Source organism: Frigoribacterium sp. Leaf172 (genome assembly GCF_001424285.1).
Taxonomy (GTDB): domain Bacteria; phylum Actinomycetota; class Actinomycetes; order Actinomycetales; family Microbacteriaceae; genus Frigoribacterium.
Genome location: NZ_LMPB01000002.1, coordinates 512,721 through 525,689, shown reverse-complemented (window position 1 = coordinate 525,689; position 12,969 = coordinate 512,721). Strand labels below are relative to the sequence as shown.

Annotated in this window: 13 protein-coding genes; 9 read left to right on the top strand and 4 right to left on the bottom strand. The window is 71.8% G+C overall.

Annotated features, from left to right (window positions below; translation table 11 throughout):
* Nucleotides 1-542: 542 nt before the first annotated feature.
* The gene (locus ASF89_RS08720; protein ID WP_055813848.1) at nucleotides 543-1,205 is read right to left on the bottom strand and encodes a trimeric intracellular cation channel family protein; all 663 of its coding nucleotides are present in this window, start codon (nucleotides 1,203-1,205) and stop codon (nucleotides 543-545) included.
* Between the two features lie 34 nt (nucleotides 1,206-1,239).
* Here ASF89_RS08720 and recO point away from each other — a divergent pair, with 34 nt between their 5' ends.
* Entirely contained in the window at nucleotides 1,240-2,031 is a 792-nt protein-coding gene (gene recO / locus ASF89_RS08715) for a DNA repair protein RecO (protein WP_055813846.1), read from the top strand.
* Nucleotides 2,028-2,822, top strand: a complete 795-nt coding sequence (locus ASF89_RS08710; RefSeq protein WP_055813844.1) for an isoprenyl transferase — start codon at nucleotides 2,028-2,030, stop codon at nucleotides 2,820-2,822. Before recO ends, ASF89_RS08710 begins: the two co-directional genes overlap by 4 nt.
* A gap of 1 nt (nucleotide 2,823) precedes the next feature.
* Here the strand turns inward: ASF89_RS08710 and ASF89_RS08705 are convergent, their stop codons facing one another.
* Nucleotides 2,824-3,474 carry a hypothetical protein gene (locus ASF89_RS08705; RefSeq protein ID WP_156463354.1) on the bottom strand — a complete coding sequence of 217 codons (651 nt, stop codon included), beginning with the start codon at nucleotides 3,472-3,474 and terminating at the stop codon, nucleotides 2,824-2,826.
* A 34-nt stretch (nucleotides 3,475-3,508) separates the two neighbouring features.
* Nucleotides 3,509-4,459, bottom strand: a complete 951-nt coding sequence (locus ASF89_RS08700) for a LysR family transcriptional regulator (RefSeq protein ID WP_082489896.1) — start codon at nucleotides 4,457-4,459, stop codon at nucleotides 3,509-3,511.
* A gap of 81 nt (nucleotides 4,460-4,540) precedes the next feature.
* Between ASF89_RS08700 and ASF89_RS08695 the strand changes: the two genes are divergently transcribed.
* The 5 genes from ASF89_RS08695 (at nucleotide 4,541) to ASF89_RS16190 (ending at nucleotide 9,915) form a co-directional block, all read left to right on the top strand.
* Nucleotides 4,541-5,611: an aminotransferase class V-fold PLP-dependent enzyme gene (locus tag ASF89_RS08695; RefSeq protein WP_055813838.1), complete on the top strand. Its 1,071-nt coding sequence runs from the start codon at nucleotides 4,541-4,543 to the stop codon at nucleotides 5,609-5,611.
* A gap of 79 nt (nucleotides 5,612-5,690) precedes the next feature.
* Complete coding sequence (locus tag ASF89_RS08690; protein ID WP_055797012.1) at nucleotides 5,691-7,076, top strand: glycine--tRNA ligase; 1,386 nt, start codon at nucleotides 5,691-5,693, stop codon at nucleotides 7,074-7,076.
* Between the two features lie 1,079 nt (nucleotides 7,077-8,155).
* Complete coding sequence (locus ASF89_RS08685) at nucleotides 8,156-9,052, top strand: hypothetical protein (protein ID WP_156463353.1); 897 nt, start codon at nucleotides 8,156-8,158, stop codon at nucleotides 9,050-9,052.
* A gap of 105 nt (nucleotides 9,053-9,157) precedes the next feature.
* A complete protein-coding gene (locus tag ASF89_RS08680) occupies nucleotides 9,158-9,793 on the top strand; it encodes a DsbA family protein (RefSeq protein ID WP_055813831.1) in 636 nt (211 codons plus the stop codon).
* Nucleotides 9,790-9,915, top strand: a complete 126-nt coding sequence (locus ASF89_RS16190; RefSeq protein WP_255354983.1) for a hypothetical protein — start codon at nucleotides 9,790-9,792, stop codon at nucleotides 9,913-9,915. Before ASF89_RS08680 ends, ASF89_RS16190 begins: the two co-directional genes overlap by 4 nt.
* A 29-nt stretch (nucleotides 9,916-9,944) precedes the next feature.
* Here the strand turns inward: ASF89_RS16190 and ASF89_RS08675 are convergent, their stop codons facing one another.
* Entirely contained in the window at nucleotides 9,945-10,421 is a 477-nt protein-coding gene (locus ASF89_RS08675) for an aminoacyl-tRNA deacylase (RefSeq protein WP_055813829.1), read from the bottom strand.
* 15 nt (nucleotides 10,422-10,436) lie between these two features.
* On the opposite strand from ASF89_RS08675, the gene dusB reads away from it, so the two are divergent.
* Together dusB and ASF89_RS08665 are read left to right on the top strand one after the other, a co-directional pair.
* A complete protein-coding gene (gene dusB, locus ASF89_RS08670) occupies nucleotides 10,437-11,594 on the top strand; it encodes a tRNA dihydrouridine synthase DusB (RefSeq protein WP_055813824.1) in 1,158 nt (385 codons plus the stop codon).
* A 62-nt stretch (nucleotides 11,595-11,656) separates the two neighbouring features.
* Entirely contained in the window at nucleotides 11,657-12,943 is a 1,287-nt protein-coding gene (locus tag ASF89_RS08665; RefSeq protein WP_055813822.1) for a deoxyguanosinetriphosphate triphosphohydrolase, read from the top strand.
* The last annotated feature ends 26 nt before the right edge of the window (nucleotides 12,944-12,969 follow it).

Below are 12,969 nucleotides of genomic sequence, written 5' to 3'. Positions count from 1 at the left end.
TGCTGCTCCCGAGGGCAGCCCACCGGCCGACGTGCCGTCGCCAACTCCTGCCGCACGCTGCCGACTCGGTCAGCGAGCCCGGTTCGGCGGCGGCTCCGATCCCGTTCGCGGCAGCGGGGAGGAGTTGCCGACGGGAGGGCTGCCGGGCAGAGGCGCCGGCAGCATGGGTCGCGCACGCCGCACCGTCCACCGCGAGCGGGGTCCGCCGTCGGCGACTCCGGAGGCGTGCTCCGGCGTTCTCGCCATGACCCGCGCGGCGACGGATGACGAGCAGCTGACAGGAGTTGCCGACTGCGAGGGACCTCCGGGGCGGGCGGACGGGACGCGGGTCGCGCGCATCAGGTGCCCGGATCCGCCATCCGGACCAGCGCCTCGCCGCGCTGACGGCGGCGAGGCCGCACGCCTCGGGCAGCAAGCCCGCAAGCCTCGGGCCGCAAACGGCAGGCCGCACGCCGCAGCCCGCAAGCCTCGGGCCGCAACCCGCAGCCCGCACGCCGCAGCCGCACACCCGCACGCACCCCGGCGCAGCCGCCGCCAGGCGGTCAGCGCGGACGACGCCAGCGCGGCAGCCTGCTGAGGGCGCGCTGCTCCGGCAGCGTCCATCCGAACCGGACGGCGAGCATGCGGATGGCGAAAGTGACGGACGTCCCCACCACGGCGCCGACCGCCACGGGGGCGCCGAGCGAGACGGCGACGACCAGCACGGTCGTGCCGGCTGCCGCGGCGACCGCGTAGAGCGACCCGACGTGCATCATCGCGATCGTGAGGTTCATCAGGAGGTCGCGCAGAACCGAGCCGCCCACGGCGGCGATCACCCCCACGAAGACCGCGGGGATCTCGGGCAGCCCCATCGACAGGGCCTTCGTCGAGCCGATGGCGCCCAGCAGGCCGATGGTGAGGGCGTCGAGCACGGTGATGACGCCGGCGAGCCGGTCGAACACCCGCTGCAGCGCCATGCCGAGGATCGCCGAGAGCACGGCGACGGTCAGGTACCAGTTGCTCGACATGGCGCGAGGCACCTCGCCGAGCAGCATGTCGCGGAGGATGCCGCCTCCGAGCCCCGTGGCGGTGCCGATGATGGCGACGCCGAGCAGGTCGAGCCGGCGGTCCTTGAACTCGGAGGCGAACATGGCCCCCTGCAGGCTGCCGATGCCCACGGCGAGAAGATCCACCCACAGAGGTACGGCGAAGGCTGTGGCGTGCATCCGACGTTTGTACCACGCGGGGGATACTGGAGCAGTGCCCGTCTATCGCGATGAATGCGTCATCCTGCGCACCCACAAGCTGGGCGAGGCGGATCGCATCCTCACGATGCTCAGTCGCAACCACGGCAAGATCCGCGCCGTGGCGAAGGGCGTCCGCCGCACGGCCTCGAAGTTCGGCGCCCGTCTCGAGCCGATGATGGTCGCCGACCTCCAGCTCTACGAGGGACGTTCGCTCGACATCGTGCAGCAGGCCGAGTCGCTGGCGTCGTACGGGGCCGTGATCGCGGGCGACTACGCCAGCTACACGGCGGGGAGCGTGATGGTCGAGACCGCCGACAAGCTGACGGAGGCCGAGGCGGGTCTGCAGCAGTACCTCCTGCTCGTCGGGGCCCTCCGCTCGTTGTCCCGCGCCGAGCACGCGCCGCAGCTGACCCTCGACTCGTATCTCCTCCGGGCGCTGAGCGTCGCGGGGTGGTCGCCGAGCTTCGGGGACTGCGCGGTCAGCGGCGCGCCCGGCCCGCACTCGGCGTTCGTCGTGCAGCTCGGCGGGGTGGTGGCGGACGATCACGCGCCTCCTGGTTCGCCCCGGTTGACCGAGGAGGCGCTGGCCCTGTTGTCGGCGCTGCTCACGGGGGACTGGGCGGTCGCGGATGCGTCGCCCGAGGGCACGCGGAACCAGGCCAGCGGCGTGGTGGCGGCGTACACGCAGTGGCATCTCGAGCGGGGACTCCGTTCGCTCCAGCACGTCGATCGTGAGCCGCCGAGGGCGGCTCTCACCGCACCGGCCCCGTCGGGCCGCACCCCGCTCCCAGGAGGGCACCCGTGAAGAAGACCCATCGCGACGCGGCCGACTTCCGGCCCCTCGACTGGACGGGCGTGTATCCGCCCGAGCTGCCGAAGGGCTCCGTGCCCGGTCATGTGGCCATCGTCATGGACGGCAACGGCCGGTGGGCGAACGGCAAGGGCCTCACCCGGGTGGAGGGGCACAAGGCGGGCGAGATGTCGTTGCTCGACGTCGTCGCCGGGGCGATCCAGCTCGGGGTGAAGCATCTCAGCGTCTACGCGTTCTCGACCGAGAACTGGAAGCGGTCTCCTGACGAGGTGCGGTTCCTGATGGGCTTCAACCGCGACGTGCTGCATCGGAGGCGCGACCAGCTGAACGCGTGGGGGGTCCGTGTTCGCTGGGCGGGTCGCAAGCCCAGGCTCTGGGGCTCGGTCATCCGCGAGCTGCAGTTCGCCGAGGAGCTCACGCGCGGCAACGACGTCCTGACCCTCACGATGTGCGTCAACTACGGCGGTCGAACCGAGATCGCGGACGCCGTCCGGGCCATCGCGGACGACGTCGCGGCCGGCCGCATCAAGCCGTCGGGTGTCAGCGAGAAGCTCATCCAGAAGCACCTCTACACGGCGGATCTCCCCGACGTCGACCTCTTCGTCCGCAGCTCGGGCGAGCAGCGGACGAGCAACTTCCTGCTGTGGCAGTCGGCGTACGCCGAGATGGTGTTCCTCGACCGGCTCTGGCCCGACTTCACCCGCACCGACCTGTGGGAGGCCGTCGGGGCCTACGCAGCGCGATCCCGGCGCTTCGGCGGAGCGATCGACGCGCCGACGGCCTGACTCAGAACTGGATGTTCGCGCCCAGGAAGATGCGTTCCGCGGGCCAGAGGAACTGCAGCGTCAACGGCCCGTCCGCATCGCGGTGGAACCACGCGTTCGCGAACACGACCGACTCGCCCGGCAGCAGGTACCAGGTCGCCGCATCCGCGGGGAACTGCGCGTCGAGCTCGGTCTCGTAGCCGAGACCGGCGAGCAGGTCGCGGCCGGCGAAGACGTCCTGGGTGGCGAGATCGTTGCCGTACGACGAGTAGTCCGCGCTGAGATCGGTGAGGTCGAGGCGGCGCTGCGAGTTGTTCGTCAGGACGTAGGCGGTCGCGACCACCTCGGTGCCCGCCGGGTACGGGTCCGTGCCGTCGGGGCGGGCGTAGATCGACGGGGCGGTCGTGGTCAGTCGCCCGACGTCGTAGACGTAGATCGTCAGGTCGCTGTAGTTGACCTGGTTGAGCAGGGTCCCGCCGGGTGCGAGGTCGTCGGGCGCCGGACCGCCCCCGGTGCCGGGCGCGCCGGTCACCTGCGGCTGCGGGGGAGCCGTCGCCGCGCCTCCCGAGGGTCCGTCGCCGACCCGTTCGAGCGAGTCGAGATCCGCGAAGCAGCCCGTCAGGCCCACGAGCAGGGCCACGCCGGCCGCCGAGGCGAGCACTGTTCTGCGCACGGGTGGAGCACCTTCCGAGAGTGGTCCGGTCAGCCTAGCCCGCGTCCGGTCGCCGTCCGCTCAGGGCGGTGAGGCCGTGGAGGCGCGGGTCGAGCGACCCGATCGCCCCCGTCAGCGCGTGGACGCTGGGGACCCGCCGAGCACCCGGTCGGTGCACGACGGCGATGCGCCGACCGGTCGCCGGGGGCAGCACGACGACCCGGACTCCGGCGGGCAGAGCGGCCGCCTGCAGAGAGAGGCGCGGGAGCAGGGCGACGCCCATGCCCGCCGCGACGAGACCGAGGACGGCCAGGGCGTTGTCCGTCTCCAGCACGATCTCGGGGGAGAACCCCTCGGCGGCGCAGGTCGCGAGCAGGTGCCCGCGGCACCGGGGGCAGCCGCCGATCCATCGTTCGCGGGCGAGCTCGACGAACGGCGACCCGTCGACGAACGGATGACCGGCGGGCAGCACGAGCACCGTGCGGTCGAGGAACACCGCTCGCTCGGTCAGTCCGTCGAGGTCGCGGTCGGGTCCGCGCGACCCCGGGTGGCTGAAGACCAGGGCGACGTCGGCCGTCCCGTCGCGCAGCGACGCGAGCGCCTCGGGCGGCTCCGCCTCGACGTACGTGACCTGGAGGCCGGGGTTGTCGCGACGGAGGCGGGCCAGGACGTCGGGGACGATCGTCGAGGAGGCGCTGGGGAACCCGGTCAGCCGCACCCGCCCCGAGGCGGCCCCGCCGAGCCGGTCGAGCTCCTGGCGGGCCGCGTCGAGGGCGGCCTGCACGTGCACGGCGTGCTCGGCGAGACGGGCGCCCGCCTCGGTGAGCATGACGCCGCGACCCGTCCGGAGCACGAGAGGGTGCCCGACGCGGGCCTCGGCCCGCCGCAGATGCTGACTCACCGCGGGCTGGCTGTAACCCAGACGGGCGGCGGCCGCGGTGATGGTGCCGGTGTCGGCCAGAGCCCGCACCACGCGCAGGGTCTGCAGGTCGAGGTCGTCGGTCATGGCAGAACCATAACCGCCGGTTATGAGATCCGCACGATGTCGGTGGTTGTCGTGAGGGTGGGGCGGATCCAGTCTGGAGGCATGACCGACTCGACCCGCTCCTCCTGGTCGCCGGCCCTCGTCGAGGCGTCGCGCTCGTTCGCGCCGCGCACGGGCTACCTCGCGGCCTGCACGATGGGGCTGCCGATGACGGCGACCCTGGAGGCGCAGCGCCTCGATCTCGACACGTGGCGGACGGGCGGCACCTCGCCGATCGAGTACGGGGCCGTGGTCGAGGAGGCGCGGGTCGCCTACGCCGCCCTCGTCGCCGTGCCGGTCGAGCGCGTCGCGATCGGCTCCCAGACGTCGTCGATGGTCGCCGTCGTCGCGGCGGCCGTCCCCGACGGAGCCGAGGTGATCTGCGTCGACGGCGACTTCAGCTCGATGGTGTTCCCCTTCCTGCAGCAGCGCCACCGGGGGGTGCGCGTCCGGAGCGTCCCGCTGGCCGAACTCGCGGACGCCGTCTCCGACGACACATGGCTCGTCGCCTGGTCGGCGATCCAGTCGGCCACCGGCGCCGTGGCCGACGACGCCGCGATCGTCGCCGCTGCTCGACGCCATCACGTGCTCACGCTCTGCGACACGACGCAGGCCGCCGGCGTGCTGCCCGTCGACGCGAGCCGCTACGGCGTGACCGTGTGCCACGCTTACAAGTGGCTCTGCAGTCCCCGCGGCGCGGCGTTCCTGACGGTGTCCGTCGAGGCCGCGGCGCGCCTCCGTCCCGTCCAGGCGGGGTGGTACGCGGGGGAGTCGGTCTGGGGCTCCTGCTACGGCCCGATCATGGAGCTGGCCCCCGACGCGCGCGCGTTCGACGTCTCGCCGGCGTGGCCGGTCTGGGTCGGCGCCCTGCCTGCTCTGCGCGCCTTCGCGGGTCTCGACATGACCGAGGTGTGGACCCGCGCCTCCGGCCTCGGCGACCTGCTCTGCGACCGTCTCGACATCGCCCGACAGGGGCAGGCCATCGTGACCTGGGTCGATCCCGGCGGAGACCTCGAGGCGCTCACCGCGGCCGGTCTGACCGCTTCGGGGCGCGCCGGCCGGGTGCGGATCGCCTTCCACCTCTGGAACGACGAGGACGACGTCGAGGCCGTCGCGGGCGCCCTGCGCGGCTAGGAGGCGGCGGCTAGAGTTGCCGGGTACCTCGGCCGACCGGGCACCCAGCTCGGGCCTCAACTCAATCGGAGCATCACACGTGGCAGCACCCAACCGTCTCGATTCCGTCATCGCCCTGGCCAAACGCCGCGGGTTCGTCTTCCAGTCGGGAGAGATCTACGGCGGGTCTCGATCGGCGTGGGACTACGGGCCCCTGGGCGTCGCGCTGAAAGAGAACATCAAGCGCCAGTGGTGGCAGACGATGGTGCAGGGGCGCGACGACGTCGTCGGACTCGACTCGGCCGTCATCCTCCCGCGACAGGTGTGGGAGGCCTCCGGGCACGTCGAGGTCTTCAGCGACCCCCTGGTCGAGTCGCTGCACACCCACAAGCGGTATCGCGCCGACCACCTGCTCGAGGCGTACGAGGCCAAGCACGGCCACCCGCCCGAGAACGGCCTCGCGGACGTGCGCGACCCCGAGACCGGTCAGCCCGGCTCGTGGACCGAACCGCAGAACTTCTCCGGCCTGCTGAAGACGTTCCTCGGCCCGGTCGACAACGAGCAGGGCATGGCGTACCTGCGGCCCGAGACCGCCCAGGGCATCTTCACGAACTTCGACAACATCCTGCAGTCGTCGCGCATCAAGCCTCCGTTCGGCATCGGCCAGATCGGCAAGAGCTTCCGCAACGAGATCACGCCCGGCAACTTCATCTTCCGCACCCGCGAGTTCGAGCAGATGGAGATGGAGTTCTTCGTCGAGCCGGGAACCGACGAGGAATGGCACCAGTACTGGATCGACCAGCGCTTCCAGTGGTACGTGGACCTCGGCATCGACCCCGAGAACCTCCGCCTCTACGAGCACGCCGCCGAGAAGCTGTCGCACTACTCCAAGCGCACCGTCGACATCGAGTACCGCTTCCGCTTCGCCGGCGGCGAGTTCGGCGAGCTCGAGGGCGTCGCGAACCGCACCGACTACGACCTCAAGACGCACGCCGCGGCCTCGGGCAAGGACCTCTCGTACTTCGACCAGGCCAAGAATGAGCGCTGGACCCCGTTCGTCATCGAGCCGGCGGCCGGGCTCACCCGATCGCTCATGGCGTTCCTCGTCGACGCGTACACCGAAGACGAGGCCCCCAACGCCAAGGGCGGCGTCGACAAGCGCACGGTGCTGAAGCTCGACCGCCGGCTGGCGCCGATCAAGGTCGCCGTGCTGCCGCTCAGCCGCAACGAACGGCTCTCGCCCCTCGCCCGCGAGCTCGCAGCCGATCTCCGCAAGTACTGGAACATCGACTTCGACGACGCCGGCGCCATCGGCCGCCGCTACCGGCGTCAGGACGAGATCGGCACGCCGTTCTGCGTCACCGTCGACTTCGACTCGCTCGACGACGACGCCGTCACGGTGCGCGAGCGCGACAGCATGGAGCAGCAGCGCATGCCGTTGGCCCAGCTGCGCGGCTACCTCGCGGAGCAGCTGCTCGGCGCCTGACCCGCTTCCGCGTCCTTCCGGCGCCCGCCCCGCCCCGTGCGAGGCGGGCGCCGCCTGCGTCCGCCCCGCCCCGTGCGGGGCGGGCGCCGCCTGCGTCCGCCCCGCCCGAACCCGCTCCGCTCGCGCCCGCCCCGCTGGCGCCCGCCCCCCCCGCGCCGTCCCGCCCTCCCGCCCGTGCCCGCCCTTCGGCGTCCGCCCGCGTCCGCCCCACTCGCGTCCGCCCCGCCCGCGCCCGCTCCGCTCGCGCCCGCTCCGCTCGCGCCCGCCCTTCGGCGTCCGCCCGCGTCCGCCCCACTCACGTCCGCTCGTCTGCGTCCGCCGTCTGCGTCCGCTCCGCCAACGTCCGCTCCGCCTCCGTCCGTCTGGCCGACGTCCCTTCCCTCGCCTTCGCTCCCTTCTTCCTCCGGCGGCTCGTCCTCCCCCCTCCTCCTCCTCCGCTCCACCAGCCCTCCGGGTCGGCAACTCCTCCTCCCTGCTCGGCGGAAGTCCGATCTCGCCCCGCGCCCGGGTCGATCGACGCGAGCGTCCGGAGTTTCCGACGTCCGGGCAGCCGGCCGTGCGCCTTCTCCGACCGGGCGCCGTCGCCACCCGCGCCTCCCTCCGCAGATCGCCGTCCCGTCGGCAACTCCTCCGCGTTGCGTCGATTCGTCGTCGTCGACGCGGGCACCGGCGATCGAGGGGCGCGACGCAGGAGTTGTCGACGGAGAGAGACGCGGCGAGGTCCATCCCTACCCCTCAAGCGTTCGGGCGGATCCATCCACGAGGGGAGCCGGGCTCGGAGCGTCAGGGGGTCGGTCGACGACAGCATCGGAGCCATGACCACGATCGCCGAGCTCGTCGCCTCCGAGGGAGGCCTGCTCCACAAGCACGATCTCGTCGCCGCTGGTGCGACGGACCGGCATCTGACAGCCGCTGTCCGCTTCGGCGGGGTCCGCCGGGCACGACGCGGCTGGTACAGCACGTGGTCGCCGACCGACCCCCGATTCGTCGCTGTCGCCATCGGCGGCCGGCTGACGGGCGCCGCTGCCCTGCACGAGCTGGGGGCGTGGTCCTGGACACCGCCGCAGATCGTGGTCTCGGTGCCCGAGACGGCGTCGCGGTTGCGTCGTCGTCGGGGGGTGAGGGTCGTCTGGGATCCGCTCGAGCTCTCAAATCGCGGGACGACGTGGGCTGTCGACCCGAGGGACGCCCTCGCCAGGGCCGTGGTCGAGGCGGAGTCTCTCGAGGACGCCGTCATGCTCGTCGACTGGGCGCGCCTTCAGGGCATCGTGCACGGCGACGACGACGCCCGGATGGTGCTCTCGCGGATGCGCGCGGACGCCGCCGGTCTGGCCGCATGGAGTGACGGCGGTGCGGAGAGCATCCTCGAGAGCGCCGCCGGGACTCGCCTGCGGCTGGAAGGCAGACGCGTCGCGCGACAGGTCCCCGTCGGCTCCCGGGGCGAGAGGATCGACATGCTCGTCGACGGAGCCGTCGGGCTCGAGACCGACGGCCGGGAGCATCATGCCCACCGCTTCGAGAAGGATCGCGTCAAGGACGCGACGATGGTCCTGGCGGGGATTCTTCCGTTCAGGGCGAGCACGTCGATGGTGCGACGCGACTGGGAGACCGTCTCAGCCGTCGTCGAGGCACTGGTGGCTCGTTCGGTGGCGCAGGGCGTCGTCCCGCGTGTCGGCAACTCCTCTCTGCCGCGGCTCCTCCCGGGGCGGGGACGCAGGAAGTGGCGGCTGGGAGTGCCGGGACGTCGCAAGGGCCAGGAGTTGCCGACGAGAGCAGGTGCGTGGTCGCAGGCGGCTGGTCCGAGGGCGGGGGTCAGCGAGGGAGGCGCACCGCCGGCGGGGAGGGAGGCGCCCGGCAGGGAGGCGACGCCCGGAGGGGAGGAGCACTCCCGGTGGGGAGGGGGACGCCCGGTGGGGAGGAGTGGGCCCGGCGGGGAGGACGGCGACGAGCGAGAGAGGGTGAGCGGTGAGCGGTGAGCGGTGAGCGGTGAGCGGTGAGCGGGAGGCGCAGAGGGCGAGCACCGGGAATGCTGCCGGTGCTCCGATGGTTCGCCCGGTGTGACTGATACGCAGAACCGGGCCGTGAAGGTCGACATCTGGTCCGACATCGCCTGCCCCTGGTGCTTCATCGGCAAGCGCAAGTTCGAGGACGCCGTGGCCCGCTACGGTCAGCCCGTCGAGATCGAGTACCACTCGTTCGAGTTGTCTCCGGACACCCCGGTCGACTTCGAGGGTGACGAGATCCAGTTCCTCGCCGATCACAAGGGCATGCCCGTGGACCAGGTGCAAGGCATGCTCGACAACGTCGCGGGCATCGCCTCCGACGTCGGTCTCGCGTACGACTTCGCAGCTCTCCGCCACACCAACACCGTCAAGGCGCACGAGCTCCTCCACCTCGCGAAGGCGAACGGACTCCAGCTCGAGATGAAGGAGCGCCTCCTCGCGGCCTACTTCGAGCAGGGCCGTCACCTCGGTCGCATCGACGAGCTCGTCGAGCTCGCGACCGAGGTCGGGCTCGATCCGGTCGTCACGCGTGACGCCCTGGAGGACGGCCGCTACGAGCCCGATGTCCGCGCCGACCAGGCGCAGGCGCAGGCGTTCGGCATCAACGGCGTGCCCTTCTTCGTTCTCGAGGGCAAGTACGGCATCTCGGGAGCACAGGCACCCGAGATGTTCCTGCAGGCGCTCGAGCAGGTCGGTGCCGAGGTCCGCTCGTGAGCGATCGCACCGCCGAAGGCTCCGCGGCGACCGCCGGCTCGCCCTTCACCATGCTCGGGTCCCCGGACGCGGTGGCGTGCGAAGGCGACGCCTGCCTGGTCGAAGGGCCCGCGCCCGTCTGACCCGTCGAAGGAGCGAGGGAGGCGCGGTGTCAGTCGCTGATGTCGGCGACCGTGGCCGCGTACGCGGTGATCAGAGCATCGGCGTCGACGAAGGCGCTGTAACCGTGTTCACCGGCGCCGAGGGCGACGCGTCGGCCGGTGATGCGTTCGTCGGCGAAGACGGGCCATGCCGTCGTGCTGCCGAGCGGCGTGATGGTGCCTCGTTCGTACCCGGTGGCGTCGAGGGCGATCTCGGGCCGGGGGAGTGAGAGCTTGTTGACCCCGACGACCGATCGGAGCTTCGCCCACGAGATCTGTCGGTCGCCCGGTACCAGGGCGAAGAGGAACGAGCCGTCGTGGCGTCTGACCACCAGGCTCTTGACGACGTCGGAGGGACCGACGCCCAGCAGGGAGGCCGCGTCCTCCAACGTGTCGGCCGCAGGGCGCGACACGATCTCCACAGCCAGGCCGTGGGCCTCGGCGTCCACACGAACCCGCTGCCGTCCTGTCGGTCCACCGTCGCTCATGGGAGAATCGTACCGATGACCATTTCCACTCTTCCCTCGCGCGGCCTCTCGATCGGCCCGATCGAGGTCGCATCCCCGGTCGTGCTGGCACCCATGGCCGGCATCACGAACACGGCCTACCGGCGCCTCTGTCGCGAGTACGGCGCCGGTCTCTACGTGAGCGAGATGATCACGAGCCGCGCACTCGTCGAGCGGACGCCCGAGTCGATGCGCCTGATCCAGCATCACGAGTCCGAGACGCCCCGGAGCATCCAGCTGTACGGCGTCGAGCCGAACACGGTCGCGGAGGCCGTGACGATGCTCGTCGCCGAAGACCGCGCCGATCACATCGATCTGAACTTCGGCTGCCCCGTCCCGAAGGTCACGCGGAAGGGCGGCGGGTCCGCCCTGCCCTGGAAGATCGGGCTGTTCCGCGAGATCGTCGAGCGGGCCGTGTCGGCGGCGGGCGACATCCCGCTGACCATCAAGATGCGGAAGGGCATCGACTCCGATCACCTCACGTACCTGGAGGCCGCCAAGGCCGCTCAGGGGGCCGGCGTGGCGAGCATCGCCCTGCACGCCAGGACGGCGGCGGACTTCTACTCGGGCACGGCCGACTGGTCGGCGATCGCCACGTTGAAGGAGACCGTCGGCGACGTCCCGATCCTCGGCAACGGCGACATCTGGTCGGCGGCGGACGCCCTCCGCATGGTCGACGAGACCGGTTGCGACGGTGTCGTCGTCGGCCGCGGCTGCCTCGGTCGCCCCTGGCTGTTCGGGGATCTCGCGGCTGCCTTCCGCGGTGAGGACCTGAAGGCCGAGCCCACGCTCGGCGAGGTGGGGCGCGCGTTCCGACGGCACGCCGAGCTCATGGTCGAGTTCTGGTCGGGTGACGAGGGGCGCGCCTGCCGCGACATGCGCAAGCACGTCGCCTGGTACTTCAAGGGCTACCCCGTCGGCGGCGAGACGCGGTCGGCTCTCGCCCTCGCCGATTCACTCTCCGAGATCGACGACCTCCTCGCGACCCTCGATCCTGACGAGCTGTACCCGGGTGCGGCGGCCGAGGGCCCTCGGGGTCGCGCGGGCAGCCCCAAGAGACCCGCGCTGCCCGACCGCTGGCTCGAGAGCCGCGACCTCGACGAGGCGTTCAAGGCCGAGCTGGCCGCGGCGGAGCTGCACCACAGCGGCGGGTGACCGCTCGCGGGTCGCGACCCGCGCCTCCTGCTCGTTCCGCTCCTCCTGATCGAAAGGCCCCGGTGTCCGTCGAGTCCACGCCCCTCGAGTCCGCCCTCAGCACGTCCGCCGGGTACGAGTCCGCCGACTCCGACCGCTGGCTCCCCGAGCAGCACTCGAACCGGCGCAGCGATTTCGCGCGCGACCGAGCGCGGCTGCTCCACTCGAGCGCACTCCGTCGCCTGGCCGCGAAGACGCAGGTGCTGAGCCCGACCGCCGGTCTCGACTTCGCACGCAACCGCCTGACCCACTCCCTCGAGGTCGCGCAGGTCGGCCGCGAGCTGGCGACGAGTCTCGGTCTCGACCCCGACGTGGTCGACACGGCCTGCCTCGCGCACGACCTGGGGCACCCGCCATTCGGTCACAACGGCGAGAAGGCGCTCAACGACTGGTCGGTCGGCATCGGCGGCTTCGAGGGCAACGCGCAGACCCTGCGGCTCCTCACCCGGATCGAGCCCAAGGTCATCGACGATGCGGGTCGCAGCTACGGGGTGAACCTGACCCGGGCGAGTCTCGATGCGAGCTGCAAGTACCCGTGGCCGGCGGCGCAGGGCGTCCCCGACCCGTCGGGGCGGATGAAGTTCGGCTTCTACGACGACGACACCGAGGCGTTCGAGTGGCTGAGGGCCGGTGCCCCGCGTCGCCGTCGCTGCATCGAGGCTCAGGTGATGGATCTCAGCGACGACATCGCGTACTCCGTGCACGATCTGGAGGACGCGGTCGTCAACGGCTACGTCGACGTGGCGACCCTCGGCTCGGGCGACGGGCACGACGAGCTCGTGACGGCGATGCACGAGTGGGTCGGTCGGGAGCTCAGCCGCGACGAGCTCGTCGAGGCGTTCGACCGGCTCCGCTCGCAGCCCTTCTGGGTCGACTCGTACGACGGAGGGCGGCTCGACCAGGCGCGTCTGAAGAACCTCACGAGCCAGCTCATCGGCCGCTTCGCCGGTGCGGCGACGCACGCGACCCGCGAGTCGTACTCGCAGTCGAGCCTGACCCGGTTCAGCGCGAGCATGGTCGTGCCGCCCGAGGTGATCGGCGAGATCGCCGTGCTCAAGGGCATCGTGGCGGCGTTCGTCATGACCCACGGCACGAGGCAGCCCATCTACCAGCACCAGCGCGAGCTGCTGACGGGGCTGGCCGACGCGCTCTGGGCCGCCGGCCCGTCCGAGCTCGACCCGGGTTTCGCGGCCGACTGGGCCGCCGCCGCCGACGACACGGCGAGGCGGCGCGTCGTCGTCGACCAGGTGGCGTCGCTCACCGATCAGAGCGCGACGGCCTGGCACGCGCGCCTCGTCCTCCGCAGTTGACGAGCCGAGCCGAGGAGGCACGGGTC

Coding starts and splice junctions, on each gene's coding strand:
- ASF89_RS08720 (WP_055813848.1), bottom strand. CDS start 1,205: ATGCACGCCACAGCCTTCGCCGTACCTCTGTGGGTGGATCTTCTCGCC.
- ASF89_RS08700 (WP_082489896.1), bottom strand. CDS start 4,459: ATGACCGACGACCTCGACCTGCAGACCCTGCGCGTGGTGCGGGCTCTG.
- ASF89_RS08695 (WP_055813838.1), top strand. CDS start 4,541: ATGACCGACTCGACCCGCTCCTCCTGGTCGCCGGCCCTCGTCGAGGCG.
- ASF89_RS08675 (WP_055813829.1), bottom strand. CDS start 10,421: ATGAGCGACGGTGGACCGACAGGACGGCAGCGGGTTCGTGTGGACGCC.
- dusB (WP_055813824.1), top strand. CDS start 10,437: ATGACCATTTCCACTCTTCCCTCGCGCGGCCTCTCGATCGGCCCGATC.